This window comes from Castellaniella sp., from assembly GCF_004321985.1.
GTDB lineage: Bacteria > Pseudomonadota > Gammaproteobacteria > Burkholderiales > Burkholderiaceae_B > Castellaniella.
This window is the reverse complement of sequence record NZ_SCQN01000041.1, coordinates 86,761-113,624: the sequence shown is the minus strand read 5'-3', so window position 1 is coordinate 113,624 and position 26,864 is coordinate 86,761. Positions and strand designations below refer to the sequence as shown.

Annotated in this window: 25 protein-coding genes, 1 tRNA gene and 2 pseudogenes; 14 read left to right on the top strand and 14 right to left on the bottom strand. The window is 60.4% G+C overall.

The window, feature by feature from the left end; translation table 11 throughout:
- Positions 1 to 93 precede the first annotated feature (93 nt).
- The 4 genes from EPN31_RS09035 to EPN31_RS09020 are packed head-to-tail and all read left to right on the top strand — an operon-like array spanning position 94 to position 1,562.
- Positions 94 to 306, top strand: a complete 213-nt coding sequence (locus EPN31_RS09035; protein WP_291772197.1) for a GDCCVxC domain-containing (seleno)protein — start codon at positions 94 to 96, stop codon at positions 304 to 306.
- Positions 303 to 512 (top strand): hypothetical protein, encoded by a 210-nt coding sequence (locus EPN31_RS09030; protein ID WP_291772194.1) that lies wholly within the window; start codon positions 303 to 305, stop codon positions 510 to 512. The genes EPN31_RS09035 and EPN31_RS09030 overlap by 4 nt, the downstream gene beginning before the upstream one ends.
- A 42-nt stretch (positions 513 to 554) precedes the next feature.
- Positions 555 to 1,019, top strand: coding sequence for a hypothetical protein (locus tag EPN31_RS09025; protein WP_291772191.1), 465 nt, complete (start codon positions 555 to 557; stop codon positions 1,017 to 1,019).
- 54 nt (positions 1,020 to 1,073) lie between these two features.
- Entirely contained in the window at positions 1,074 to 1,562 is a 489-nt protein-coding gene (locus EPN31_RS09020; protein WP_291772188.1) for a cytochrome c, read from the top strand.
- Positions 1,563 to 1,602: 40 nt separating this feature from the next.
- Here the strand turns inward: EPN31_RS09020 and EPN31_RS09015 are convergent, their stop codons facing one another.
- From EPN31_RS09015 to EPN31_RS08995, 5 genes are all read right to left on the bottom strand, one after another.
- The gene (locus EPN31_RS09015; protein WP_291772185.1) at positions 1,603 to 2,091 is read right to left on the bottom strand and encodes a DUF411 domain-containing protein; all 489 of its coding nucleotides are present in this window, start codon (positions 2,089 to 2,091) and stop codon (positions 1,603 to 1,605) included.
- 64 nt (positions 2,092 to 2,155) lie between these two features.
- Positions 2,156 to 2,665, bottom strand: coding sequence for a protein-disulfide reductase DsbD domain-containing protein (locus EPN31_RS09010; RefSeq protein WP_291772182.1), 510 nt, complete (start codon positions 2,663 to 2,665; stop codon positions 2,156 to 2,158).
- Positions 2,662 to 3,849, bottom strand: coding sequence for a protein-disulfide reductase DsbD (locus tag EPN31_RS09005; protein WP_291772179.1), 1,188 nt, complete (start codon positions 3,847 to 3,849; stop codon positions 2,662 to 2,664). Before EPN31_RS09005 ends, EPN31_RS09010 begins: the two co-directional genes overlap by 4 nt.
- A 10-nt stretch (positions 3,850 to 3,859) precedes the next feature.
- Entirely contained in the window at positions 3,860 to 5,566 is a 1,707-nt protein-coding gene (locus EPN31_RS09000) for a multicopper oxidase domain-containing protein (RefSeq protein WP_291772176.1), read from the bottom strand.
- Positions 5,567 to 6,146: 580 nt separating this feature from the next.
- Positions 6,147 to 6,566, bottom strand: coding sequence for a hypothetical protein (locus EPN31_RS08995; RefSeq protein ID WP_291772172.1), 420 nt, complete (start codon positions 6,564 to 6,566; stop codon positions 6,147 to 6,149).
- Positions 6,567 to 7,193: 627 nt separating this feature from the next.
- On the opposite strand from EPN31_RS08995, the pseudogene EPN31_RS08990 reads away from it, so the two are divergent.
- Positions 7,194 to 7,685 (top strand): annotated as a pseudogene (locus EPN31_RS08990) (JAB domain-containing protein).
- Positions 7,686 to 7,821: 136 nt separating this feature from the next.
- Here the strand turns inward: EPN31_RS08990 and EPN31_RS08985 are convergent.
- Both EPN31_RS08985 and EPN31_RS08980 read right to left on the bottom strand, forming a co-directional pair.
- Positions 7,822 to 8,499 (bottom strand): HNH endonuclease, encoded by a 678-nt coding sequence (locus tag EPN31_RS08985; protein ID WP_291772169.1) that lies wholly within the window; start codon positions 8,497 to 8,499, stop codon positions 7,822 to 7,824.
- A gap of 577 nt (positions 8,500 to 9,076) precedes the next feature.
- Entirely contained in the window at positions 9,077 to 11,008 is a 1,932-nt protein-coding gene (locus EPN31_RS08980; protein ID WP_291772166.1) for an ATP-dependent RecD-like DNA helicase, read from the bottom strand.
- A 166-nt stretch (positions 11,009 to 11,174) separates the two neighbouring features.
- Here EPN31_RS08980 and EPN31_RS08975 point away from each other — a divergent pair, with 166 nt between their 5' ends.
- Positions 11,175 to 11,684, top strand: coding sequence for a hypothetical protein (locus EPN31_RS08975; RefSeq protein WP_291772252.1), 510 nt, complete (start codon positions 11,175 to 11,177; stop codon positions 11,682 to 11,684).
- Positions 11,685 to 11,834: 150 nt separating this feature from the next.
- Here the strand turns inward: EPN31_RS08975 and EPN31_RS08970 are convergent.
- Positions 11,835 to 12,035: pseudogene (locus EPN31_RS08970) on the bottom strand (Arm DNA-binding domain-containing protein); the annotation flags it as partial.
- Between the two features lie 520 nt (positions 12,036 to 12,555).
- Positions 12,556 to 13,197 (bottom strand): recombinase family protein, encoded by a 642-nt coding sequence (locus EPN31_RS08965; RefSeq protein WP_291772164.1) that lies wholly within the window; start codon positions 13,195 to 13,197, stop codon positions 12,556 to 12,558.
- A gap of 542 nt (positions 13,198 to 13,739) precedes the next feature.
- On the opposite strand from EPN31_RS08965, the gene EPN31_RS08960 reads away from it, so the two are divergent.
- Positions 13,740 to 14,594, top strand: a complete 855-nt coding sequence (locus EPN31_RS08960; RefSeq protein WP_291772161.1) for a ParB N-terminal domain-containing protein — start codon at positions 13,740 to 13,742, stop codon at positions 14,592 to 14,594.
- A gap of 143 nt (positions 14,595 to 14,737) precedes the next feature.
- On the opposite strand, the gene EPN31_RS08955 is transcribed toward EPN31_RS08960, so the two are convergent.
- The gene (locus EPN31_RS08955; protein ID WP_291772159.1) at positions 14,738 to 14,863 is read right to left on the bottom strand and encodes a hypothetical protein; all 126 of its coding nucleotides are present in this window, start codon (positions 14,861 to 14,863) and stop codon (positions 14,738 to 14,740) included.
- Positions 14,864 to 15,171: 308 nt separating this feature from the next.
- Between EPN31_RS08955 and EPN31_RS08950 the strand changes: the two genes are divergently transcribed.
- Positions 15,172 to 15,405: a hypothetical protein gene (locus EPN31_RS08950; protein ID WP_291772155.1), complete on the top strand. Its 234-nt coding sequence runs from the start codon at positions 15,172 to 15,174 to the stop codon at positions 15,403 to 15,405.
- Here EPN31_RS08950 and EPN31_RS08945 read toward each other — a convergent pair.
- Complete coding sequence (locus EPN31_RS08945; protein WP_291772152.1) at positions 15,402 to 17,117, bottom strand: site-specific integrase; 1,716 nt, start codon at positions 17,115 to 17,117, stop codon at positions 15,402 to 15,404. The genes EPN31_RS08950 and EPN31_RS08945 overlap by 4 nt on opposite strands.
- A 98-nt stretch (positions 17,118 to 17,215) precedes the next feature.
- Positions 17,216 to 17,291 (bottom strand) — tRNA-Phe (locus EPN31_RS08940).
- A 131-nt stretch (positions 17,292 to 17,422) separates the two neighbouring features.
- Between EPN31_RS08940 and hemA the strand changes: the two genes are divergently transcribed.
- The 6 genes from hemA (at position 17,423) to EPN31_RS08910 (ending at position 22,904) form a co-directional block, all read left to right on the top strand.
- A complete protein-coding gene (gene hemA, locus EPN31_RS08935; RefSeq protein WP_291772147.1) occupies positions 17,423 to 18,700 on the top strand; it encodes a glutamyl-tRNA reductase in 1,278 nt (425 codons plus the stop codon).
- 81 nt (positions 18,701 to 18,781) lie between these two features.
- The gene (prfA, locus tag EPN31_RS08930) at positions 18,782 to 19,861 is read left to right on the top strand and encodes a peptide chain release factor 1 (RefSeq protein WP_291772144.1); all 1,080 of its coding nucleotides are present in this window, start codon (positions 18,782 to 18,784) and stop codon (positions 19,859 to 19,861) included.
- A gap of 5 nt (positions 19,862 to 19,866) precedes the next feature.
- On the top strand, positions 19,867 to 20,682 hold the full coding sequence (gene prmC, locus EPN31_RS08925) for a peptide chain release factor N(5)-glutamine methyltransferase (protein WP_291772141.1): 816 nt from the start codon (positions 19,867 to 19,869) through the stop codon (positions 20,680 to 20,682).
- A gap of 19 nt (positions 20,683 to 20,701) precedes the next feature.
- Positions 20,702 to 21,088, top strand: coding sequence for a Grx4 family monothiol glutaredoxin (gene grxD, locus EPN31_RS08920; RefSeq protein WP_291772139.1), 387 nt, complete (start codon positions 20,702 to 20,704; stop codon positions 21,086 to 21,088).
- Positions 21,085 to 21,693 (top strand): UbiX family flavin prenyltransferase, encoded by a 609-nt coding sequence (locus tag EPN31_RS08915; protein WP_291772135.1) that lies wholly within the window; start codon positions 21,085 to 21,087, stop codon positions 21,691 to 21,693. Before grxD ends, EPN31_RS08915 begins: the two co-directional genes overlap by 4 nt.
- A 2-nt stretch (positions 21,694 to 21,695) precedes the next feature.
- Positions 21,696 to 22,904: an HD-GYP domain-containing protein gene (locus EPN31_RS08910; protein WP_291772132.1), complete on the top strand. Its 1,209-nt coding sequence runs from the start codon at positions 21,696 to 21,698 to the stop codon at positions 22,902 to 22,904.
- A 14-nt stretch (positions 22,905 to 22,918) separates the two neighbouring features.
- Here EPN31_RS08910 and EPN31_RS08905 read toward each other — a convergent pair whose 3' ends face one another.
- Both EPN31_RS08905 and EPN31_RS08900 read right to left on the bottom strand, forming a co-directional pair.
- On the bottom strand, positions 22,919 to 24,040 hold the full coding sequence (locus EPN31_RS08905; protein WP_291772246.1) for an MFS transporter: 1,122 nt from the start codon (positions 24,038 to 24,040) through the stop codon (positions 22,919 to 22,921).
- Positions 24,041 to 24,174: 134 nt separating this feature from the next.
- Positions 24,175 to 26,751 (bottom strand): EAL domain-containing protein, encoded by a 2,577-nt coding sequence (locus EPN31_RS08900; protein WP_291772129.1) that lies wholly within the window; start codon positions 26,749 to 26,751, stop codon positions 24,175 to 24,177.
- Between the last annotated feature and the right edge of the window lie 113 nt (positions 26,752 to 26,864).

Sequence of the window (26,864 nt, the reverse complement as noted above, 5' to 3'; positions counted from 1 at the left end):
TGCAGGCGATGCCATTGAGGTTGCACATCGGCGCTGCGATTTCGGTCGGCGATGGCAAGCACCTCATGGGTGGAGTCTCCCCGTTGAATAGCCATGGAAGTTCCGATCATCTTTGCATCCGTCGTTACCTGCCCCCACTGCGGTCATATGCGGCGGGAGACCATGCCGGTGGATACCTGTCAGTTCTTTTATGAGTGTGGGCAACGCAAGACGTTGCTGAAACCAAAATCGGGTGACTGCTGTGTATTCTGCTCGTACGGATCGGTACCGTGCCCGTCTATCCAGGGAGGGAGGTGTTACTCATGATGAAGTCCAAAGGCGTGTCTGCGCTGTTGCCTCTGTGGGTTGCCGTCGCTACCGGAGCGCTGGTGACCACCGTCGCACAGGCCCAAATGATGGGTGGCTCGATGATGGGCGGGATGATGTGGCTCATGGCCATCTTTTGGCTGCTTATTGCGGCCGTGCTGGTGCTTGCCATCGCGGCGCTGGTGAAATACCTCTTCAAGAAGTGACGACCTATCCAGGTCTTTCTGTTTGACGTTCAGGAGTGAGCTATGAATGCGAAAACGATCGTTGCGGCTTCCCTTGCCGCGTTGGCAATCGGTGTGGGTGCACCCAGCATTGCGGCCACTGCCACCCAGAGCGGTTCCGGGGACTCTGGCCTGATGCAACAGGGCGTTGGCTCGGGTCAAAGCCCTTCCATGATGGGGAATGCGGCTTCGTCCGGTGCGATGGGCGGCGCCATGATGGGCATGCATAGTGGTGGACAGGGAGATGAGGGCGCCTCGCACACTGGCATGCGGGAAGGCGGGCGCATGCAGGGCGGCATGATGGGGATGATGAGTGGTGGTGCCATGGGCGGCGGAATGATGAACATGATGGAAGGCTGCCCGATGGCAATGGGCACTGGTCTCGATCGCAAGACCGCTATGAAGATGCATGGCGAAATGATGCGTGCAATGGGCGATATTCTCATCAAGTACGCGGACAAGGTTCAGGAGCCTGCGGCAAAGCAGTGACCTTCCCGGGGGCGCGATCACATCAACTGAACAGGGCCTGCCTCAGATCCAGCCATGACGTTTCTTCGAATTCATAAAAAGTGGACCATTACGGCTGTAGGGGTTGTAGCGGTTGCTGGTGCTGTCTTGCTGTACTGGGCAAATCGCCCACCCGGCGCAACCTTCATTGATCCTACAAATCAGGATCTGGTCGTGCGGGGCAAGGCGATTTACGCAAACACCTGTGCGGCCTGCCACGGCGCGAAGCTGCAGGGCCAGCCCAACTGGCGCGAGCGCCTGGCAAACGGCCGACTGCCTGCGCCGCCGCACGATCGTTCGGGCCACACCTGGCACCATCCCGATGCGGTGCTCTTCGACCTGGTGAAAAACGGCCTGGTACCGGGCCGCACGGCGCCGCCGGGTTATCAGAGCGACATGCCGGCGTTTGGCAGCACCCTGAGTGACGATCAGATCGTTGCGGTGCTCGCCTATATCAAGAGCACTTGGCCATCAGACGCCCTGCGCATGCAAAAGGAAGTGACTGAGCAGCAGCAGCGGAGATGACGCTGCTACCGAGTTGCAGGCCGCTTTTCTGATACGGTATTCAGAAGCTTGCGTACGCCTCGGACGCGGCACCAGGCCCTAATGTGTAGACAGTAAGCGGCCCTGCCTGTGTGCCTGGCATGCCCGGCGCACCCACAGGCATCCCGGGAAGCGACAGCCCCTGGCCTGCAATATGTTCTGCGAGCATTTGCTTCACATACTTGGCGGGCACAAGGCCCTCCACTACATGCCCCTCGATCAATGCTGTATGACAGCCCGCAAGGTTTGTGGGGACGTGGTACTGCGCCTTGATGGAAGCAAGATCAGGCGTATTGATCGTCTCTACCGTGAAACCGTTGGCTTCCATATAGGCGGCCCAGCGGTCGCAGCAAGGGCAGTTGGGATTCTTGTACATCTTGACCGGGATGCTGGCGGCAAAGACCGAGAGCGGCAGGCCGAGCGCCAGGCCCAATGCCAGTTTCTTGATTGTGTGCATGATGAAATGCTCCTTTTGTGGTGATTTGGACAGCGGTTGAAAGGCGTGATTCATTGGATGTGACCCCATCGTTACCCGGTAGGGTCATGATTGTCCGGACGTGGCATGGGCTTCGTTGTCAGGCTTGCTCCACAGTGACGGGGATCGTCGCTGGTGCAAGACAGATTCCTTGGTCGTTGCAGGCCTGAACCCGCACGACGAGGCGCTCTCCCGCACCGATCTTGAGCTGATGCACGGGGATGCGAGTACCGTCTTCGTAGACCTGGATGTCGGTGGTGCCGATCTTGATACCGCTGCTCATACCCGCCGGATAGTCGGCCTGTACCGAACGCTCCTTTCCGTCGTGTTCGATGAACACGGCAGACGGGATCAGATTGTCCAGAGAGGCCGGGTTGGCGTTGACGTGCCAGCCGGAACCGATGTGCAACGTGATCATCCCATCCTGCCCGGCTCTCGTAAGCGACGCTTTGACGTGATTGGCGGAATTGGCGAATTCCGTGTAAGCGGCTGTGCCGCCTGCCGGGACGTCGGCTGAGGACAGGAGCTTGTCCGCAATCAGAAGCGCTGCCCCCGCAACGATGACAACGGTGGCAAGGGCTCCTAATCCGTATCGGAATGGGCGATTCATGGTGAGTTTTCCTGGTTCAAGGTCTTGTCCAACGCCTGCACGAGGGTCGCGCTGGTAAATAGGCCGGAGAGCGTCTGCACTTCGCGCCCTTTTTGGTCGAGCACGATGGCAAAGGGCAGGCCCACACCGCCGTGCAGGGCGAGCAGGTGTTCAAGGACTGGGTTTGGGCGCGTAAGATCGACCCGCAACGCAACCGCTCCTGCGCGTTTCAGGGCCGCAACGACGGTTTTATCCTCATATGTCGTTTTCTCCAGCACCTTGCAGTTGATGCACCAGTCGGCCGTGAATTCCACCAGCGCCGGGCGGCCAAGCGTCGGCAAGGCTGCTACGTCGGCCGCATGCAGCGGCTGCCAGGCGATGGCGGTTTCAGCGGACTGGCTGAGCCCCGACCCGAAGTAGCCGAGCGCTGCCGCGGTCGCGCCCACGAAGAGAGCCGCCGTGCGGGCGCTGCGCTCGGTCGCCCGCCAGAGCGTGACCACTGCCCAGCCGAGCACGGCAACTAGCAGGGCAATCCACAAGGGCGCAATCCAGACGGCGGGCAGCACGCTTTGTGCGTAAAAGAGCGCGGCCGCGAGCAGCAGCCAGCCAAAGCTTTGCTGGATGACCGTCGTCCAGGCCCCGGCACGCGGCAGGCGCTTGAGTAGGCTCGGGCGCAAGATGAGGACGACGTAAGGCGCGGCAAGCCCCAGACCAATGGCCACGAAAATGACGAGAATATTCGCAAGTGGCTGAGTCACCGCGAAGACCAGCACGCCGCCCAGCAGCGGCCCGGTGCAGGGGGTGGAGAGCAGCGCACTCACGAGCCCCGAGAAAAAGGGCTCGAACAGGTGCCTGCCGCGCAGCGTCACCAGCGCGTTGGGCAAAGGCAGGCTACGGCCCGAGAAGTTCAGCACGGCCAGGGCCGCGAGCAGAGCGCTCAGCGCGATCAGGAGCGGCTGCGATTGAAAGAGTACCCCCCAGCGCCATTGCAGCAGGGCTGTCGCCAACCCCAGGCCACCAAAGAAGAGCACCGATCCAGCGGTAAAGAGCGCTGCAGAGGCCAGACGCACGATCCGACGCTCACCTGCTTCGCGTAGCACCGCACGTACCTTGAGCGGCACAGCGGGCAGCACGCACGGTGTGAGGTTGAGCAGCAGTCCGGCACCAGCTGCCACCAGGGCTTGTAAAAGCAGCAGTGAATTCATGCGGACGACCTCATGTGGAAAGATGCGAGGCCTTCACCTCGTAGTCACGCATGAGGCCCGCAGCGGCGTGCTCCAGCATGTGGCACTGGTAGGCGTACAGGCCCGTGAAATCCGCAAAGCGCATGATGAGCTTCACTCGCTCCCCAGGCATGACAAGCACTGTGTCCAGCCAGCCTTCGTCCACATAACCGTCGGCAACGCCCGCGCTGCGTGGGCTGCCGGTGCGCTCCAGTACCTGAAACTGCAGGCCGTGTAGGTGGATGGCGTGCGCCATCATAGGGCTGTTGATGAATTCCCAGACTTCGGTCGTCCCCAGCCTCACGATTTCATCGGATGCGACCGCGCCCATCTTGAAGCTGCGGCCATTGAACCCCCACTGCATATGGCCCATGGTGACGCGAAAGGATCTGGGGTTGTGCGGATTGGCGGCGTCTTGCGCGCGCAGCCGTTCGAAGGTCGACAGATGGGTCGGGAACCTGAGATCGTTTCCTACCTTGTGTGCGATGCGAATCGTCAGAATGGGAAAGGCCGCACCGTCCGGGAGCGAAGACGTGCCCATCCTGTCGCCGCCCCCCATCATGCCACCCATCATTCCCATCAGGCCGCTGCCGCTCATCATGTCGCCCATGTTCATCATGCTACTGAACGATTCGCTCATGAGGGTAAGATCGCTGCCCACTGCGTCGCCGTTGAAGTCCGCCCAGAGCTCGACGCGCTGACCGGGCGTGAGCATGACGTAGGGTTTGTGGACGGGTTCGCGCAGCAAGCCGCCGTCGGTTGCAATGACGGTGAGCGGGCGGCTGTCCTTCCAGGCAAGCTTGTAGGTGCGGGCGTTGGAAGCGTTCAGAATCCGCAGGCGGTAAGCGTGAGCGGTGAGCTCCAGGGATTGTGCCGGGCGGCCGTTCACGAAGATCGAGTCGCCAAAGAATCCCATCATGCGCGTCATCATGCTGCCCATATCACCGGACATCGTGCCGCCCATCATTCCGTGGCCACCCATCATGCCACCCCGGCTGGTCGAGCCATCGCCAGCCTGCGGTTTGCGGGATGCCACAGGGCCCGTACCCGGCAGGTAGTGCAACTGGTTGTCCTGCCCCCAGGTGCGATCCTGGAGGACGATGGGGATGTCGTATTCCCCCCGAGGTAGCGGCAGGGCGGCCTCTTCGTCGTCGCTCACGATGAGCAGCCCGGCCAGGCCAAAATACACCTGTTCGGGCGTGTGGCCTGCCGCCATGGCGTGGTACCAGTAGGTGCCCGCGCGGTCGTTCACCTGAAATGCATAGCGGTAGCGTTTGCCGGGCGCGACTTCGTAGCGCGGTAGCCCCATCATGTCAGCCGGTACGTGCAGCCCGTGCCAGTTGACGATGCTGGGCTGATCCAGTTCGTTCACGAAATCGATGCGTACGTTCTGACCTCGGCGCATATAAAGTGTGGGGCCCAGGGTGCTGCCGGGGTGTGCACGCACACTAGCGGCGTCACCCTTGAGCACCCTAGCGTCGTAAGACCAGGCCGCCGTGGCCGATCCTGGGCGCAGCCCCACGTTTTGCGGGTGTGCCGTGAGCTCCAGAGCGAGATCGGGCTCGAAAGTACCATCGGCGCTGCCGTGCGAACTTTTGGCCCAGGTTTGCGCCAACGGCAACCCCGTCATCAGTGACGCAGCCGCAAGGCCGCTCGCGCCGAGAAAATCCCGGCGGCCGAAGTGTCCAGATCTTTTCATGGCGATCATCCCAGGAGATTTGTTGATGGCGCTGGCATTCGCGCTGGAGCCCGTTCCCCTGAGAGAGTGGCGGGGCTGCGTGCCGTGTCGCGCACCGGCGAGGCCCCGGCGTTGTCCACGGGGGCTGGCAATGCTGGTAAAGAGGGCGGATCCATCGCCTTATTCGCGGTATTGCAACTGTCGTCATCACCGTGGTGCATCATCTTCATGCATAGCCCCATCATGAGGGCGCAGGGGAGTACGGAAAGCAGCACGGCTCCAACACCCGTTGCAGCGAGTGCACCCAAGCTACCGGACGAGCCCCATACGACAGCAGCACCCAGCGCCAGGCCGATCCAGAAGCGGTGGCGCTTCACTTGACGGCCAAGAGAGGAGGCCTGCAAGCGGCAGGACATGCCATTCGTTGCAGATGTTTTCATCATGATTTCTCCTTATATCGAGAGTCGATCGGAAATCACACAGCAAGCATCGTGGCTGTCTGTATGGTGGGTTCGCGATCGTTGTGCTAGCTTGCTGTCGTCTCGCCACGCGGCGTACGACGATTAGCTTTACCAGCAGTGGGCAAGCGGGCGGCTGTGGATCAAATCCGGTAGCAGCAGTTGCGTATCGATAGGGAAGGGGAGATCGCCCGAGTCAAGCCCGGGGATGGGTGGAGACGAGGCTGACGGGAGGCATCTGCTTCTGGTGCCACGCGAAACGCCATGAGCCAGGTGGCTGGCGCGATCGTCGAGAGTTTTGGAAGCCGCAGCTCTGGCGTGACTTCGTTGCTTGCGTAGGCCTGTGCATCACATAGGGCCGTGCGAGCTGCATCCAGGTGTTCACAGCCTGACGGAGCGTCAGTGCTGCATGGCACGATGCCCGTGACGACCGGTGCCGACCCAGTGGCGACCCCCGAGACGCTCGTGCACACATACGCCGCCGCAGCCAGCTGCATGAACAGCAGGCTGAACGTGACGATGACGGCGATGAGTGCGCGTTTCAGATGGTCGGCCGATACCATTGGATTGTTTCGGTGTGGTGTCTCACTGAAGAGATAATATCAGGTGCATCCTGACCGTTGTCGACGGTAAACCTTGACCCCGTAAGAAGGTCAAGCCGAATTCTGACACAGGGGAGGCAGGTGTCGAGGTCAGTACCGCAGCATCATGTGTGTATCAGCGATGAGTATAGACAGCATGCTGCTCATTAGTTTAATCAGACTCTCAGAAATATAGTTAGACCGCCCTACAGTCGGTAGTGGCGCTCGCCGCGCGGCCGGCATTCGCAGTCCATCTCCACGGTGCGGGCAGCCATTGCCCTGAGTGCGCCGCCTAAAACGCCGACTGTATCACTGCGCTCCTTGCTGCAAGGGGTGCGCGTTGCCGGGTACTCACCCGGTCCCTTCGTCTCTCTTCGTTCTCCTGCGGGCTGCGGCTTCCGTTCCCGCCCCTTTCCGGTCGTCCCTGCGTGATCCAGCGCGGCAAGGCGACGAACTCACGGCAACGGTGGCACTCCGGGCCAGACAGTGGGACTGCGGACACCGCAAAACCTACAGAAGGCTCGGAATCTTCGGCCCCGGTGGTCGCCGGAAACCCTGAAAGGAGAGCATCCCATGAACAACAGCACCGCAGCACTGAGCTACGACAACATGAATGACGCACACGCCCTGTATGTGCGCAGCCCTAGCGGCCGCTATAAGCAGGCCACCGATGATCAGGTATTAGCCGCCGGCCGAGTGGCTGCCGAAAGCCTCATTTCCATGTCCGATACGATGGGCCAACCCAAGGCGGTTGCCTGATTCTTTCAGGCGAAGCTTGCCGGACTTGGCCATGAATGCGCGGCCTTCCTGTATCTGGATACGCAGTTGAAGCCTATCCGTTATATCGAGCAAGGGCTGGGGACGCTTTCCCAGGCAAGCATCTATCCGCGCGAGATCGTGAAAACGGCGTTACGGGTGAACGCTGCAGCCCTCATGATGGCGCACAACCACCCCTCGGGCATTGCAGAGCCCAGCGCCGCTGATCTGGCCTTGACGCGGCAATTGAAGCAGGCGCTGGCCCTGATCGACGTGCGGCTGCTGGATCATATCGTGGTGAGCGCTACCGAGACCACATCACTGGCTGAACGCGGCCAGGTGTAAGGCGGTCGGGCAGGGTGGGGCTGCGGCCCCGCCCTGTGCCAGGGCGGGTAGTTGGCATGATCGGCTGATCATGGGTGTGCGGTCGGCCCCTGTCGTGCGCCGCACGACAGGGGCCGGGAGAATCAGTGATGACGGGCTATTCGCGGACAAGCCTGGGGATGCGGTTGTAGAGGGGCGACACGAGACTTCTGGCGTTTTCTCCGTAATGCATCGCCCTATGGCAGTTCGGGCACAGGGCAACTGCGTTGGTGACCGTATCTGAGCCATCATCAGTAAGCTGGCGCACATGATGCAGTTCAAGGAATGGCCGTCCGTCGGTGCCGTTGAATGGAGCAGGCTGCGCGCATGATTCGCACTTGCCCTGAGCCTGCTGTAGAACCCATGCCTTGACGGCGGGGTCTCGCTGGTATTGCGTGATAGCCGACGAATGTGTCGCCGGGTGGCGGCTACCTTCTGGCTTGTGCGAATTCTTTTTGTTTACTGCTTCACGTACCTCGATTTCGAAGGCGGCGACTGGTGTGGACTGCCTTCCCTCCACATCGGCAATCATGGCTTCGATTTCAGCGGCCTTATTTGCACCGACGTTTTTCGCCGGTTTGAGGCCTGTCACCCAACCTCGACCCAGTAGCGTCATAACGTAGGAAATGTTTTGCATCCGATATTCGAATGCCTTTACCGTCCGGCCGAACTTGGCAGCGAGGTCTTCGTAGTATTGCTTTTTGACGAAGTGCTGGTCGTCGCGTTCCTTCCGCAACATCTCCATGTAGACCTCAACTGAGGCCTGCAGTTCTTCTTTGCTCCACCCGTCACTCATAGGGGTACCGTGCCGTTTTCCTAATGGTCAGAGTTTATAGCCTCTGGTGAGAGGAGAGGTCGGCTGTAGCCCCCCATTTCAGCCTGCCTGGTCGCTGTGCTGGCTCTGTTCGCGCGTTTCGTCTGGTGCTGATGTCAGGCATGTTCCCAGGCCTCGCCTGGGTCCCTGCTGGGTGACGCTGCCTGCCCGGTTTCCGGTCAGGCTGGGCCGTTTGTCCCCAAATTCGCTGGCGCTCATTTGTGGCCTTAAACGTCCCACACATGACGCACCCCTGGCGGGGTGGGGAAAGGCTTTGTGGATCAATGGATTGCGCGACTGCTGCCGGTTTTCGGTTTGTAGGACGAATAGGGCAGCGGAATTGCGCAAGCCATTGATCGGGTATAAGGAGTTCCGGCCACATCTGTGGCCGGAACGGTCGTAGACATTCCTGCAGCGTGCGAAGATTTCATCCAGGATGCAGGTTGGCGGCGGCCTAGCGACAGATTGACTGCGGATACACAGCACCCGCAAGGCATGCTGGATACTTCAAAGATACACCGCGACTACGTCCTGGGGACGCCTTGCATACATCAATGTGTCAGCCGATCTCGAAGGGTGAGGCGGTCTCCTGTTTGAGGCCAGTTTGCTGGTCATCGCGCTGCAGGATGGGGTGAGCAGTGTGCGCTTGCACTAGGTCATGCGCCAGCCCCTTGTATCCCAGCCGATTCACCCGCTCAGGCAGCTTGTCGGCATCATCCGTGAACACCAGGACCTCATGCCGTTCGCGTGAAATGCTGACGTAATAGGTGTCCTGGGCCGTGGTGCGGCTGAAGCTCTCTGCGTTGTAGAGCACCCGGTCGCAGGTCAGGCCCTGGGCACTGTGTGCCGTCGTGGTGTAGGCGTAGTCCAAGTGCAGTGGCCGGTCGGTGGGCAGGGTGATCTGCCGGTCACCAGTCTCAATGGTGAGGGTATCAGACTTGATACCGACAACTTTGGCCAACTGGCCGTTGACCAGGTCATGCTGGGCATTGTTGCGGGTGAGGTGCACCTGATCGCCCACGGACAGTTCGGACTCGTTCAGGTGGTAGACCGAGAGCTTACTCATGGTTCGAGGAATGATTTCAATGGCGGCCTGGCTGGTAGCCTCCTGGCTGATCGCTTCGACCGTGATGCGGTCATGCCGTGGAATACCGGCTACTCGGTACAGTTCGCCGCGTTTCAGCCCACACTGGTAATCGCGTTCGGGCACGACGATATCGCCCACGGTGTAGTAGCGGGCGACGCTGCGTTCGGCCCGGGTAGTGTCGTGGCGGGTCAGCAGCTGGCAGCGCTGGCCTTTGCTCTCCAAGCCGCGCAGGGCGTGGATGCGGGCGTTGATGGCTTGGCGCGATGCATTGGTACCGGTCACCACGATGGTGCTGGCTTGCTGCTCGACAGGCAGCGCCGCATAGGCCCGGGCGATGGCTTCGTACCGGGTTGAGCTGTCGCGTGTCTTGTGGCCGTGCTCATCGATGCTGAACTGATCGGGGATGGTCAGTACCCGACCCAGCAGAGGCAGCGATCGGCTGGCCTGGCCACTGGCGGCCAGTTGCACGGCCTGGCGCAGTCGTTCAGGCCGCTGACGCTGGATGTCACCCATGAGCACGGTTTTCATGCCGTGTTCCTGCAGCAGCGCAAAGGCACGACCCGCCTCGATGGCCTTGGTCTGGGCAGTGTCGCCCAGCAGCACCACCTTCGCGCCGGTGGGCTGGATGAGTGCCAGCAGTTTATCCATCTGGCGCACGGGCACGACCCCGGCCTCGTCGATCACCACCACGGTTTGCGGGCTCAGGCAGTCGGTAAAGCCGCACTTGTCGCGGGCTGCCAGCACCGAGGCCACGGTATTGGCCGGTACGCCGCCCTTGCGTAGGTTTCTCACCATGCCGCCGTAGGGGGCCAGAGCGACCAGAGTATGACCTTGTTGCTGCAGGATCGTCTGAGCGTTTTGTAGGGCAAAGGATTTGCCGGTACCGGCCAGGCCCTGGATGCCGCTGACTTGGTCGGTATCACTAGTCATCAGCATCACGGCTTCGCGCTGGCCAGGAGTCAGACGAGTGTCCAGTCCGGCTTCAGCCGTTGTGGCGGGCAGAGCGGTCTGCCAGGTGCTGCGTCCGGTCAGTTCGATGGCCAGGATACGGGATTCGGCTTCGAAGGCTTTGCGGGTGGCGTAGCGCGGGCTTTCCATCAAGAGCCGGCCCTGGGCGATGGCCCGGTCTACCAGCTGCAGGGCCGATTCCCTGGGTATTCCGCGCAGGCGCACGACCTCTACCGCCCAGCCTTCGCGGGTCATGGGGCCTGCCTTCATGTCCTGAGTGCTGCGATAGTGCGGGGCTTCCTGGATCAGGGCGCCTACCTGCACCTGGGTCTGAATGGCCGCCTGGATGCGGGCCACATCCGTATGGCCACCGGCGTGGCGCACGGCGTTTTGCAGAAGATCGGCCAGGGCCATGACCGATTCGCGCTCGGCCAGATGTTGAGTGGCCCAGGCCAAGGATGTCGTAGCCCATGGTGCGCAATGCGACGTTGATGGTGTTGTCGCTGATGTAGCGGCTTCTCTCTGAGCGCCGCGACATGCTGCGGAAGACCGGTCCGGTGGGGCCGGTCAGCGGATACAGCTCACGCAGAATTTCCAGCGCCTGGCGTGGCAGTGGGACGATATGGGCGGGCGTTCGACTATCGCGCTTTTGCCACTCGCGCATTTTCATCTTCTCCGGTGGGCAGCGCCAAAGCTCGACATCGAAGTCGATATCCTCCCAGTCTGCGAGCCGGATCTGTCCTGGACGTTGGAACATCATGGGGGCAAGCCGCAACGCGCTGCGTGTGATGAAGTGCCCGTGGTAGTTGCGGATGTCGCGCAGCAACTGCCCAAGTTTTGCAGGCTCGGTGATCGCCGCAAAGTGCCTGCTGCGCGGCGGCGGCAGGCCGCCCGTATTCTTGTTGACGAAATTTTTGCCGGGCTCCAGTGCGCCTACGTCCACGGCATATTGGTAGACATGCTGGACGGCCTCGCGGACGCGCTGGGCCGTTTCGAGGTTGCCTCGATCCTTCGGCCGGTACAGGCATTGCACGATTTCCGTTGGGAGGATCGTTTCGATCGGCTTGTGGCCTACCCAAGGAAAGATGTGGATTTCCAGGTGCCGGATGACTTTCTGCGCATAGTCTTCTGACCACTCCCGGTCCTTCTTGGCGCTGGTGTGCCAGGCTCGCGCCAGCAGTTCGAAGGTATGCAGGCGCGCGATATGCGCCTGTTCCTCCTGCCGGTCGCGTACTTCTTTGGGATCGAGACCGTTGGCACGTTGGCTGTTGGCTTCGTAGGCCTTGGCGCGTGCCTGGGCGAGCGTGACTTCGGGATAGGGCCCCATGCCGAGCTTCACAGCCTTGCCGCCCTTCGTGTAGCGATAGACCCAGGCTTTGCCGGTGGCTCGTACGCGAAGGTACAGATTGTCACCATCGTTCAGCAGGTATTCGTTCGGACCAGGCTTGGCTGCTCTGATCTGAGTCTCGCTGAGTAGGCCCATGACTTGTACCCCCAGAGGCTGTTTTTGACGAAACCATTGTGGGGTACAAGTTGGGGTACAGACAAACGCGGGATGTAGGGACGCGCAGTGACACGTCTAGGGCAGAGAATTCTGCCTAAGAGATTGATTTTGTGGGGTTTTGAGATGTTTTGAACCGTGCTCGAACAGCGCGGTGGTGGCCCGGGGCGGAATCGAACCACCGAGACTATCCAGATACTTTATAACCAATTGATTACTAGACGATATACCGCTCAAGCTAGTGCATTGTGTACTTGTACTGTGTACCTGTCAATACTCCTATCCAGGCGGGGGCTGGTCGAATTTTCACCACAAATATTCGAGAGCCTATAGCGCGTATCACCACTGGCCCCTATCCCCCGTTACCCGGCCCCTGCCGGTCAATCCTAAAGGGGGCACCAGGGGGGCTTGCAGTCTGGACAAGGGGAGGCACCAGGGCCACCCTCTCCTACCACTGGGGACTGCGCTGGCGTTCAGGTCTCCAGGGGTCAGCCACTGGCGTTCAGGTCGTGGTCTTACCCTCAGCACAGGCTCGCTTCACGGTGGCCTCCCCTACCTCGAAGGCTGCGGCAGTCTCCTTGATGCTGGCCCCGCGTTCAGCCCTCCAGGAACGGATGGCAGCGTAGTCGGCCACCCTTGCACGGCCCCTGTACTTGCCCTGTGCCTTGGCTACCTTGATCCCCTTGGCTTGCATCTCCCTACGGTTCTTGTAGTCGGCTTCACCCTGTGCTGCCATGAAGGCTAGGATCGCATCCCGTACCGCCTTGGCCGTGGCGTCAGTAGCCGCCCCATCAAACACCATCCCATTGAGGGTGCATTCAACCCGTACCCCTGCTTTCATGAGGCGCTGCATGGTTTCGTGCAGTTCGTCATAGTTCCGGCTGATCCGGTCTAGCCAGCGCACCAGCAACGTACCGCCATGCCTCAGGTCCTGTTCAACCTTAGGCCACTGGGGGCGTTTCATGGGGGCCACATGGTAGCCGGACACTCCTTCATCAATGAATACGTCCTTGGGATCTATCCCATGCTGGCTGGCGTCCTCGTACTGGCTGGCGCTGCTTTGCCCATCCAGGGTACTGATACGTCCGTAATAGAGCTTGCGCCCTTGGTCTGTGCTGTGCGCTTTGCTGGTGGCCTGACTCATGGTGGTTCCTCTCCCGGCTCATTGAAGTAGATGGATCAATGATGGATGATGGCTCATAAACAGTCAACCCTGTTGAGCTATCTAAAGAAGGTCTGTTGTGCGGATCTAACAGGTATACCCTGTTGATCTACCCATAAGTGTGCCTAGTCAGGGTTACACGGTAACGGTGACGTCTCCAGGGCAACCCGCCCTTGCATGGCCCAGGTGCATTTCTGGTGCGTATGTCTGGTGGTGTTTTCTTCTTTTTTTCATCGGTGATGGTCATCGCCCATACAGGCGTCACCGGTGCGTCACTCTACAAGCGTCTAGGAGGTCACCAGCGCGTCTCCTCTGGTCACCCTACGTACCCACCAGGAAGACCCAAAGACGCAGCAGAAGGGCTGTAGGGCTTCCTGTGAATACCACACAGGTATGGAAGAAGGAAACCCTTCTTTCACCCACACGCGCCTGATCGCGGCCCCCTTGTCCTCATCTATTGGTTTCCCCTTGAGGCTGGCCCCTTCAGGGGCGGCTAACCAAACTTGCATTGAGGAAATCAAAAGATGCCTATTCAAGAGACAGCACCATTCAGAACCGTGTACAACAACCTTCACCAGGAAGAGAGAAGCAGCCTACCGCTCCACAGGGGGGAGAGGTACAAGAGGTCTCTGCTACTTAGCAGTATTCATCAAGCCCCCGAAGTGTTTCAACCCAGGGGCGGTGCTTTCGTGTCCGCGATGTCGGAGGCACATGTAGAAGGGCTCATAACTTCCATATTCGCAGCATCAGGCCATAACCTTGATCCCGTGGTTGTCTGGTGGTCAGGTCAGAATTGGTATCTGATAGATGGTCATCATAGGGTTGAAGCGTACAAGAGGGCAGCAAAGAAGAAGAAGCTAACGGATCGGCCGATTCCTATAGTTGTCTTTGAGGGCACCCTGCAACAGGCTCACCTTGAGTCGTCCTATAGAAACTCAAAAGACAACCTGAATATGGGAAAGGATGACAAGATGAATAGGGCATGGCGGCTTGTCGCCATGGACGATGATCTATCAAAGACCGATATTAACAGGGCGACAGGTGTAGCGACTTCCTCTGTCGGACGTATGCGTAACGCACTGGTGAAACTCAAAGAGGAGCGGGAAGTCACTCCTGAGTATTACACAGAGGACTTTACAGAGTGGACTTGGGAAGAGGCCCGGAAGGGAGTCGAGGCTTCAAGGGTGATAGATGAAGACTGGGAAGGTGTTCTTGCCCTTGAGTGGGCAAAGAGAATGAGTCGTACCTTTGGGGATAAGCTAGTGAAGCAACCAGAAGTCTTCTGGAAAGCCCTTGAGATACACTCAGAGAAACTTGTGAATGACCTTGAGGATTACCTGAGGACGGGCTGGGTGGAAGACCCTAATCCTGACTTCTAGATGTCCTCAGGGTGTACCTTCCCTATAGGCACTTTTGGCACAGGTTGCCTGTACCATTGGTACACCCTAGAGGTTCCCTGAGAGGAGCAGGTACAGGGGGCAAAGAGCCTGAGTGTTAGGAAACCTAGCCCCCGTTCGTCACCCTATGCCGCTGCGCGGTTGCAGTAAAAGCCGTTGCCATTCCAGGCCAGCTCAAACAAGCGCGGGACTTTCAAATACAGGCCACCGATATGCAGGTCAAGTTCAAAACGGCCAATGAGCAGAGTCATGGTACGGGTTCCTTGTAGAGTATGGCAGGGAGCCACTGGTTGAATGGAACCGGTATTAAGCCATGAGGCGGATCGGGAAGTCAATGTATTCACTGGTGGATTATTCACTGACACTGACATCATTACTGTAGCGGATTATCGGGAGTGTCTTGAAAGCCTTATGATCCGAGGGTAACCTTTTGGATATTTGCACAGATGGATACTGTTGTCAGTGTGGTATTTCAGCTAGGGAGTTCCCAAGGATGAGCCCGATAGCCCCTCTATGTCTGGTATTCTGTGGAGCCTTTTAGTTACTCTGTGAGATCAAAGTGCTGGAATCAGTTCGGAAGGTGTGGAAGTTCTACGGTTACTTCGGCTTCTGTGGTGCTATAGGTATCCTTGCCGGAACCTTGTTCTTCATGCTGCCCATAGGGTTTGTACTAGAGATCGTGCTGGACAAGGGAGAGGCACTGCATAACCAGTATCTTCTGTGGTGGTGTGTAGCCAGTGGTGGTGCCATAGTTGGGAGATACCTGCCCGTCCCAAAGGAGCTTGAAGGCTAACCTTCCAGGAGTCCAGCTTCATGGGCAATGCTGGGGAACTTTTCTAGTTCAGAGACCATCTGTGTCAGGGGGTTCACTCCATATTCTCCCCCAATGCCACTAGGGGCATGTCCGGTAATCCAATCACTGACTTCTTCCCTGAGTCCCGCCTCTCTCCATAGAGTCTTGAATGTGTGCCGTAGACCGTGTATGGGGGCAGCTAGACTGCTGAGCTTTACTACCTTATCAAGATAATTCTTCCAGCCCTTGCCTACATTGTGACCGTAACCATTACGGGACTTGGTCAGCTTGGGAAAGAGCATGGAACCCTTAGGGAGAGAGTCACAGTAGGTCAGGAACCCTAGAGTAATCAGGTCAGGATGGAGAGGTACAGAACGGAAACTATCAGCGGTTTTCAATGTCTCGTTTCTTTCGGCCTGGGTGCGGATATACAGAAACCATATACTGGTGTCGGCATCCTTTCTGATATTGGATACCTGTAGCTGTGCCAGTTCCTCTCTTCGTGCTCCTGTGTAGATAAACAGCAGGGGGAGCCAGTACAAGGCTTTCCCATAGTCAGCTCTAGGGGGATTCCAGCTTTCACCAGTGAATAACGGACTACCGAACATGGCCCTCAGTTCTGTGTGACTGTATCCCTTCTCGCCTCTTGTTCTGGTGGGGTTCCTAGTTGCCTGACGCTTGACCTTTGAGAGAACACCAGAAGCCTCTATAGGGTTTTCTCCTAAGGTTTCATACCTAGAACGGGCATCATTGAATATCGTGCTTAGATGGCTCAGGCCATTACGGACAGTAGCAAGGCTGGCGGTAGGGAGTCCTTCTGCTTCCCCTTTGGCGATCAGTTCCTTTGCCGTCAGGCCCTTTATCCCTTTCCCCTTGATGGGGATACGCAGGAGATCATCTTTGAATTGGTGGACAGTGGCTCTCTTGATCTGGCTCAGGGGGAGATCCCCGTACAGTTCTATGAAGCGGGTAATGGTGGCCCCATAGGTGCCAACGGTGTTATCTGCATTGAGGGTGTCGGCTCTCTTGGCTGTTGCCCACTGACTGTAAGCCACAGAGAGAAGTGCAGAGGATGACTGAATATCGGCCTTCTCTTTCTCACTGGCTAGGGGTTTATCAGCGTCAGGGAGGGGCAGGGATGTATGCCATTCACCTATATTCCGATCAAAGGCTATATGGCACAGGTCTACCCAGCGAGGGAAAATGGTTCTCTCCAAGGCGACTCTTGCAGGGGAACCTATGGCGGGTAGTGGGAGACGTTGACCCTTTAGGATTTCACTAATGAGACTGTTCGTGATGGTGGCGCGGACACGGGGATTATCCAAGTCCAGGACATCGCAAGCGGGAACCCTGTCAGCGTCTTTTCCCCCGTGGTCAGGAGCCACAGTAGCCAGAAAGCGGGAGGTCTTGGAGGGGTCTTTCTCCCACTCCGCAAGGACACCCCTAGACCATCTATCGACAATCTTGGGGGCGTCTGAGGGGAGGACTACGGGGATACCTGCCAGTTCAGCACGGGCCTTGATGAAGGCCTCTTCTGACTCAGAGTAGGCAGCAGCGAAACGGAAACAGGCTTCCCTGTGATCCTTGGTTTCGAGAGACTTTTTCCAGTGGGTGCCCTTGCCTATGAGGGGCTGGATGTCTTTGGGGATGCGGCGGCGGATGCCGTAGATCCCTGTGTCAGGGTTGAGCCAAGGCTTTGCCATAGTGGGCATAGTGTACCTGCTTTGTGTACCTGTGGAGGACAAAGCGGTATTTCTACGGGCAATGAAAAAGCCCCTAATCCGTTTAGAATCAAGGGCTTATGCGGCTCTGGTGGCCCGGGGCGGAATCGAACCACCGACACAAGGATTTTCAATCCTCTGCTCTACCGACTGAGCTACCGGGCCAAGACGCGAAATCATACACGAAATCACTGGCTGCTGCAGAGATAAAGGCGCCAAACCAGCACCAAACCATTCCCCACAGCACCCCAGGGCCTTATAATGCCGAAAGTTTATCTTTGCAACTTTTACCGGGCATGTCTGTCGACGTTCTGACCTTTGGCTTGAACCACGTCTCGGCGCCGGTTTCGGTGCGCGAGCGCGTGTCGTTTCCGGTTGATCTGGTCAAACCCGCGCTCTCGGCCCTGCGGTCGGCGTTTGGCAGTCGGGTCCGTGAGGCGGCCATCCTCTCCACCTGTAACCGGACGGAAGTCTACTGCGCAGCCGATCCTGACGTAGGGCCGGATCTGCCCGCGTGGCTGGCTGACTTCAACCGCGTGGAAGCCGGCGTGCTGGTGCCGCACGTCTATCAGTACCAGCAGTACGATGCGGTGCGCCACGTTTTTCGGGTGGCCAGCGGCCTGGATTCCATGGTACTGGGCGAGCCGCAGATCCTGGGTCAGATGAAGACCGCTGTGCGGACGGCCGAGCAGGCCGGTACGCTGGGCACGCTGCTGCACCAGCTCTTCCAACGTACTTTTTCGGTAGCCAAGGAAGTCCGTTCTCAGACGGCCATCGGGGCGCATTCGGTGTCCATGGCGGCGGCCGCCGTGAGGCTGGCCGAGCGGGTGCTGGGCAATCTGTCAGATTCCAGCATCCTGTTCATTGGCGCCGGCGAGATGATCGAGCTCTGTACGACCCACTTCGCAGCGGTGCAACCCCGCCAGATCAGCGTAGCCAATCGGACGGTGGAACGGGCGGAAACGCTGGCGGGGCGCTTTGGTGCCCGAGCGATGAAGCTTTCCTCGCTGCCCGAGCATCTGGCGGAATTCGACGTGGTGGTGTCCTGTACGGCCTCATCCTTGCCCATTCTCGGCCTGGGTCTGGTGGACCGGGCGGCGCGTGCGCGGCGCCATCGCCCCATGGTGATGGTGGACCTGGCCGTGCCGCGCGACATCGAACCGGAAGTCGCACGCCTGGCAGACGTCTATCTGTACACGGTAGATGATCTGGGGCGCATGGTCCAGTCCGGGACGGACGCGCGGCGTGCTGCTGTCGTCCAGGCAGAAGCCATCATCGAGACACGCGTCCAGCACTTCATGCACTGGATGAACAACCGCGAGATCGTGCCGGCCATCATCGACTACCAGCAAAGCGCCGATGCCTTGCGCCTGGCGGAACTGGACCGTGCGCGGCGGCTGCTCGCGCGCGGTGACGATCCCGACGCGGTGCTGGAACATCTGGCGTACAGCCTGACGCACAAGTACATGCACGGCCCACTTGCGGCCCTCAATCGTTCCGAGGGCACCGAGCGCGACCAGCTCCTGTCCCTGTTGCCGCGATTGCTGCCTGAAGCCGGCGCTCGGCGCCATTAGCGGCGCCAACTCTCCCTGGTTGCTCCCAGCCCCGCCGCCTCGCGTGGGGCAGTTTCTGTTTGACCCCCCGGATTTTCAATCATGAAAGAATCGATGCGAAGCCGCCTGGAACAGCTTGATCAGCGTCTGGCAGAGATCGACGCGATGTTGTCCGAGCCCGATGCGGCCGACGACCTGAACCGGTACCGCAAGCTTTCGCGCGAGCGTGCCGAATTGGAGCCGGTGGTGGGCGCTTTCGGGCGGTGGCAGCGGGCCTGTGAAGACGAACAGGCTGCTCGCGACATGCTCGCGGATCCAGAGATGAAGGCGCTGGCCGAAGAGGAGCTGCGAGGCGCTGATGAGCGCATCGCGCAGCTGGAGTCCGAGCTTCAGGTGTTGCTGATTCCGAAGGATCCCGACGACGACCGGAGCGTGTTTCTGGAAGTACGCGCCGGGACGGGGGGCGATGAGAGCGCCCTGTTTGCCGGTGACCTGTTGCGCATGTATTCGCGCTACGCGGAACTGTGCGGTTGGCGGGTGGAGTTCATGTCGGCCAGCGAGTCCGAGCTGGGCGGCTACAAGGAAGTCATCGTGCATGTGACCGGTGATGGCGTCTATGGCCGGTTGAAGTTCGAGTCGGGTGCTCATCGTGTGCAGCGCGTTCCAGAGACCGAGTCTCAGGGGCGTGTCCATACGTCGGCCTGCACGGTGGCTGTCATGCCGGAGGCTGATGCCCAGGCGGCGATCCAGATCAATCCCGGTGACTTGCGTATTGATACCTTTCGTGCCAGCGGTGCGGGCGGGCAGCACATCAACAAGACCGATTCGGCCGTGCGCATCACGCACCTGCCCACCGGGATGGTGGTGGAATGTCAGGACGATCGGTCCCAGCACCGCAACAAGGACAAGGCGCTGCAGGTGCTGGCCGCGCGCCTGAAGGATCGACAGCAGCATGAGGCCCATGCGCGCGAGGCGGCCCAGCGCAAAAGCCTGGTGGGCTCGGGCGACCGCTCTGAGCGCATCCGGACCTACAACTTCCCGCAGGGACGCGTCACCGATCACCGCATCAATCTGACGTTGTACAAGCTCGCACAGATCATGGACGGGGATCTGGGTGAAATCATCGACGCGCTGCTGGCCGAGCATCAGGCTGAACAACTGGCGGCCCTGGCGCTGGATTGATGAAGATGACGCTGCGCGAACGACGGGCACATAGTCCGTTGCCGTTACTGGAGTTCCACTTGCTGTGGCAGCAGGTGCTGGGGGTGTCGCGCGCATGGCTGGTGGCGCACGATACGGATCCGCTAGCGGATGCGTCGTGCCAGGCCTACGACGCGCTGGAGGCTCGCCGGGTGGCCAGCGAACCCATGGCCTATATCCTGGGGTATCGCGAGTTTCTGGGGCGCGATTTTCGTGTGACGCCGGACGTCCTGGTGCCACGGCCGGAGACCGAGCTGCTGGTGGAATGCGGGCTGGCGGCCGTCAGTGATCGGACCGCGCCCAACATCCTTGATCTGGGAACAGGGAGCGGTATCGTGGGGATTTCGATGGCGCTGGCGCGGCCGGATGCCTGCGTTCGGGTCACGGACTGCAGCGAGGCCGCGTTGTCGGTGGCACGAATGAATGCGCGCGCCATGGGGACAAAACTGTTGTTTTCCCTTGGGAATTGGTACGATAGTTCCTTGGGTTCGACCCCGTTTGAAGTGATTGTCTCCAACCCGCCGTATATCCCGGCCGGCGATGTGCATCTGTCGTGTGGTGACCTGCGGTTCGAGCCACCGGGCGCGCTGACGGATGGGGCCGGTGGTCTATCGGCGCTGCGAACCATCATCCAGGGGGCTTCGCGGCATCTGTCTTCGGGCGGAGCGCTTTGCGTGGAACACGGTTTTGACCAGGCAGCTGCCGTCCAGGCAATGTTTCAGGACCAGGGATTCGCAGCTGTCGCCAGCCTGCGGGATCTGGCGGGAATCGAACGTGTAACTTGGGGCCGGTTGCCGGCCTGAAATTTTGACGAGTAGTGTGATGAGCGAATCAGCCCAAAATGACGTGCCCCAGAGCGAAACTGCTGCTGGTGAATCCGATCAGGCCGAGGTCCAGGCCTTCATTCGTGAAACCGTGACTGCCCATACCGTGGTTCTCTTCATGAAAGGAACGGCGCAGTTTCCGCAGTGCGGCTTTTCGGCGCGTGCGATTCAGGTCTTGAAGGAATGCGGCGTGGGCCAGCTCGTGACCGTGAATGTGCTCGACGACCCTGAAGTCCGCCAAGGCGTGAAGGACTTTTCCAACTGGCCGACTATTCCCCAGCTCTATGTAAAGGGCGAATTCGTGGGCGGGACGGACGTCATGAACGAGATGCACACCAAGGGCGAACTCGCTGAGCTCTTGAAGGAAGCCGGGGCAGTCGGGTGACATCCCGGCTTCGGCTGGTGGTTGGCATCAGCGGGGCCACTGGCGCCCAGTATGCCGTTCGCCTGCTTCAGCTTGCCCGCGAACACGGCGGGGTGGAAACCCATCTGGTCATCTCGCCTTCCGGCGTTCTGAATATCCATTACGAACTCGGCCTGACCCGCCAGGCGGTGGGGGCGATGGCCGATCACACCTATAGCCCCCGCGATGTGGGGGCTGCGCTGGCCAGCGGCAGCTTTGCGGCCGCCGGCATGGTGGTCGTGCCCTGTTCCATGCGGTCTCTGGCCGCCATCGCACACGGGCTGTCCGACAACCTGCTGACCCGAGCCGCCGACGTGACGCTGAAGGAACGGCGTCGGCTGGTGCTGATGGTACGCGAAACGCCCCTGAACCTGGCGCATCTGCGCAACATGACGGCCGTTACCGAAATGGGCGGTGTGATCTTCCCACCGTTGCCGGCGTTTTACCTCCGTCCTCAAAGCATCGCCGACATGATCGACCACACGGTATGCCGTGTGCTGGAGCTCTTCGACATCCATGTGCCGGGCCCGCGCTGGGCGGGAATGGGCACTGATTCCGAGCAGCCGGGGCGGCTCGCACAGGACTGAAGATGCTCAAGAAGGTGGCAGTTTCTGATTTGCGCGTGGGAATGTATATCCACGAATTGTGCGGGTCCTGGATAGATCATTCCTTCTGGCGGTCACGCTTCCTGATCCAGAAAGAGTCCGATTTGCAGCGGCTGACCAGGTCCCGGCTGCAGTGGGTCTGGATCGACACCAAGCGTGGAGTGGATGTGGACGTTCGGGCGGTAACCCTGGGACCCTTCACCCGCCCTCCGGCGGGAAGTGCCACGGCACGGGCGGCCCAGGCCGTGGCGTTGTCACATGAGCAAGAGGCCTTCGCCAATGCTCACGACATCTGCGAAGTGGCGCGGGACCGCGTCACCCAGATGTTTGCGGATGCACGGCTTGGCAATCGGATCGATCTTGGGCAGGTCGAGCGCCTGGTCCAGGATATGGCCGAATCGGTCGAGGAGCACCCGGATGCCCTGACCAGCCTGGCGCGCATCAAGCGGGCGGACCAATATACCTACATGCATTCCGTGGCGGTGGCGGCACTGATGACGTCACTGTCGCGCGCCATGGGGCTGCCGGATGACCAAGTCCGGCTGGCGGGGATGGCGGGCCTGTTGCATGACATCGGCAAGGTCAACATCTCCGATGCGATCCTGAACAAGCCTGGCCGGCTGCTGCCAGATGAATATGCCCAGATCCAGAAGCACCCCGAACTTGGCGAGGCCCTGCTGCGCGAAGATGCCGATATCCCGCCGGAGGTCCTGGACGTATGCCGCCATCATCACGAGCGCATCGATGGCCAGGGTTATCCGGATCGGTTGCCTGCGGACCGGATTGCGCAGCTTGTTCGCATGGCCAGCATCTGTGACGTCTATGATGCGGTGACCTCGAACCGCCCTTACAAGAAGGGGTGGGACCCCGCATTTGCCATCCACAAGATGCTGCACTGGGACGGCCAGTTCGATCCCGATATTCTCCAGGCCTTCATTCGCGCGGTCGGGCGCTATCCGGTGGGATCCATCATCAGTCTGACGCAGAGCGAACTCGGCTTGGTCGTCGCGCAGAATTGCGAGGTCCCCGAGCTGCCCGTGGTGAAGGTTTTTTATTCGATCCGCTGGAGCCACGCGATTCCGGAGCGGCGTGTGGATCTGGCTGAGGCAGGCTCCCCCAGTCAGGTCCTGCCGGTCGCTTTTCCGGTGGACTGGGCTCAGTCAGGGCTTCCGGTGCCGCCCGTTGTGGGTTAGGGCCGGGCCCGCCATCAGGCTGAAGCTCTGTGGGGCAGCCAGCGCCAGAACATGTAGCTCGCCACGAAGCCCATCGAACCGATCACAGCCACCCCGCTCGCCAGCGAAAATGCCGCCGTCAGTGCCGAGAGTACCAGGGGCCCGCTGCCACCGCCTGTATCGGTGATGAGCCGCCAGATACCCAGGAACGGCGTGCGCCCTTCGCTAGGTGAGCAATCCGCGCCGATGGTCATGATGATGCCCGATCCGATTCCGTTGCCCAGCCCCAGCACCATGCTGACGGTCAGCAGGCTGGCGAATCCTGTGGTCAGCGGAATGGCGAGGAAGCTGAGAGCCATGATCACCGTGCTGGGGAGCGTGACCCACAGCCGCCCCCTGGTGTCCATGATCTTGCCCGCCGGGTAGAACAGCAGCATGTCCACGGCTCCCATGAGTCCGTAGATCAGGGCAGTGGATGTGGCGTCCAGACCGATGTGATCGGCCCACAGCGGGATCACGATCTGGCGGCAGGCGCGGATCGCCGAGATCAGCGCCGCCGCTACCCCCAGCGTCAGGAAGGAATGGGCATGGGTGCGCATCAGGCCCAGCATAGCCGGGCGCGGGGCTGGTGTGCCGTTGGTAAGCTTGCGCGTCTCCAGATCCGGAACCAGTAACGAGATGGCTCCTGCCCCCATCATGGCGATGATCGCCACCCAGTAGGCGCCGCTCAGGCCCAGCCACTGGATGAACGCGGCAGCCGCAAACGGCCCGGCGAACATGCCGACCCGCATGGTTCCGCCCAGCGTGGACATGGCCCTGGCCCGCATGTGCAGCGGGACCGCTTCGATTAGAAACGTCTGGCGGGCCAGCAGAAAGACGGCGCTGGCCAGCCCCACCATGAAGACACCCAGCCCGAACATCCAGGGATTGCGGGCCATCAGGCAGATCGCCAGCGCCAGCAGTGCAAACAGAGCAGCGCCCACCATGGCGCGCCGTTCGCCGAAGCGTGTGGCCAGCATGGCGGCAGGGATATTGGACAGCAGTGAACCGATGCTGACCATTGCAACGATAAGCCCGGCGCCGGCCGAACTGGCGCCCAAGTCGCGGGCGCTGAGCGCAAGCACCGGGAGCATCGCCCCTTCACCCACGCCGAACATCAGTGAAGGACCAAAGGCCGGCAGGGCGATCTGGCCCAGGCTGAACGAGTTTGAAGGAGTGGGCACTCGGGGTGGAAGAGATGGGAGAGGGAGATGTGCGGTATTTTCGCACAGCGAAATCGTCCCGGTGTGCGTCAGCGGCGGGCCTGGACCGTATCCAGCCAAGTCTCGATGGGCATGGGGTGTGCCAGCAGGAACCCCTGCAGTGCATGGCAATGGTGTTCGAACAGGAATGCGGACTGCTCCTCGGTTTCCACGCCTTCGGCCACGACCCGCAGGTTCAGGCGGTCGGCCATGGCCAGGATCAGCTGCACGATGGCCACGTTTTCCTCATCACCGGGAAGATCCTGAACCAGGCTTTTGTCGATCTTCAGTTCGTAGAGCGGCAGGCGCTTCAGGTAGGCCAAGTTGGAGTAGCCCGTGCCGAAATCATCGATGGAGAAACGGATGCCCATGAGCGACAGCGCCTGCATCCGCTCGGCCACGGTCAGGATGTCCTGGATGAGCACGCCCTCGGTGACCTCGAAGATCAGCCGGTTGCCGGGCGCCTGGAATTTTTCCAGGGTGTCGCGGACGTAGTCCACGACGTGGGGTTCCATGAGCCGCTTGGGGCTGACGTTGAGCGAGATCGGGTAGGTTTCCCCCAATTGCTGCAGCTTTATCAGCGTCTGGCAGGCGATCGTCAAGGACCATTCACCCAGCAGGTTGATGAGACCGGTTTCCTCTGCGATCGGAATGAACAGGGCTGGCGATACCTGACCGCGTGTGGGGTGGCTCCAGCGTGCCAGCAGTTCGGCGCCGGTGACCCGGCCGTCCGCACCAAACTGCGGCTGGATGTACAGCGAGATCTGCGGTGTGTTCAAGGCCTGCAGCAGATCGTGTTCCAGCCACAGGCGCTGCTCGACTTCGGTCTGCAGATCCTGTTCGTAGAACGTCACCTGGTTACCGCCCTGGCTCTTGGCGCGGTAGGTGGCCATGTCGGCTTCACGCATCACCACGTCGATGGACCGGCTCTGCACGTGGATCAGGGTCATGCCGATGCTGACCGTCACATAGGCAGGCTTCCCCAGCACCACAAAAGCCTTGTTGGCGATGGCGAGCCGCAGCTTCTCCGCGACGTGCATCGCGTCGCGGGCGGCCTCGCCCACAGGGTGCCCCAGACCGTCGAGCAGGATGATGAATTCATCCGCGCTGGTGCGCGCCACGAGGTCGCGGTCGCGTGTGGTTCGTCTCAGGCGGTCCGCGACGCCGCACAGCAACTGATCGCCGCTCTGGTGGCCATGCAGATCATTGATTTTCTTGAAGCTGTCGAGATTGAGCACCAGCAGCGCACCGGTGGTCTGGCGCTCCCGGGCCTTCTTGAGCAGTTCTTCCAGCCGCAGGAGGGCCTGGCGCCGGTTGGGCAGGTTGGTGAGAATGTCATAATACGCCAGCCGGTGGGCGGAGGCCTCGGCCCGCACCCGGTCGGTGATGTCGGTGGCGACCGTACAGATCGCATCCACCGTGCCATCGGCGTTGAGTAGCGGTGCCTTGATGGACAGAAAGGTGTGGCTTTCCGTGGCTCCAGGCGGCACGATCTCTGGCTGGGTGACCTGGCGCTTGCGCGTGTTCAGCACCGCCTGGTCGGAGGCGTTGATGGCCTCCATTGTGGCGGGATCCTTCAGGAAGTCCTCGTCGCGGTGCCCGATGAGGGTTCCTTCCTGGACCCCGTAGAACGCTTCGAGCTGTGGATTCGCGTACAGATAGCGCTGCTCGCGGTCCTTGGTGCAGACACAGGCATCGATGCTCCCAAGGATCGCTTCGAAGCGCCGCTCATTGAACAACAACCACCTGCGCTGACGCGTGAGCTGAACCCTGAAGATCAGGGTCAGGACCAGCGCCAGGACCAGCAGGGCGCCCAGCATGCCGATGATCCACGGGCCATGGCTGTCCAGTGCCGAGCGCTGGATTGGTGTGCGCCAGTGATTCAGCGTGCGGTAGTAGAAGGAGTCCGGCGTGGCCTGCCACGTGGCCAGGTAGCGGTCTATCGTGGCCAGGACATGCGCGTGGCGCCCTTTCTGCGTGGCATAGAACACTTCCATTGGCTGAAAGATGATGGGTGTGGCCGTCAGCCCGTGTTCGTGAGCCGCCAGTTCGCCGTAGAAGTAGTCGGCGGCCACCGCGTCGTCCTGCATGCTCTGGACCCGCTTGAAGCCCTCATCCAGCGTCTGGACCGAATCCAGCCGGACCGGGACGTGCAGCCCCTCCAGTGTCGTGCGCAGGTAATCGATCTGGGTCGATCCCGCGAGCGCCGCCAGCCCGGTGTTTTTCAGGTCTTCGATTGATCTCAATGTATTGCCGGGTCTGGCATAGATCTGCGACCAGCTGTGCAGTACCGGGACGTGGTGGAACCCGAAGGTCTTGGCGCGCTCGGGGGTATAGAACATGTCCGGCAGCAGATCGATCTGGCCGGCCTTCAGCAACTGCATGCAGCGCGCCCATGAGCAGGACTGGGTCTGCAGCCCCCAGCCTTCACGGCGGGCGATCTCGTTGAGCAGTTCGCCCAGGATGCCGGCCGGTTGCCCGTTCGCTGCGATGTAGACATCGGGCTTCTGTTCGTAGATGCCGACCTGCAATGTCAGCGCGTGGCTGCTGGCAGCACAAAGCCACCACAGCCCCAGCGCTCCCAGGGCGCGGCTCAATGTGAAGCTCAGGTGCCGGAAGCGATGCATACGATCTGTATCGGTGACCATCATCTGTATCATAAAAGACGATGATGCCAACAAGTGGATTGCTTTGCGGTAAGGAATGCCAACAGTTTCGAGGATTGAAACGGGGCTCGGCG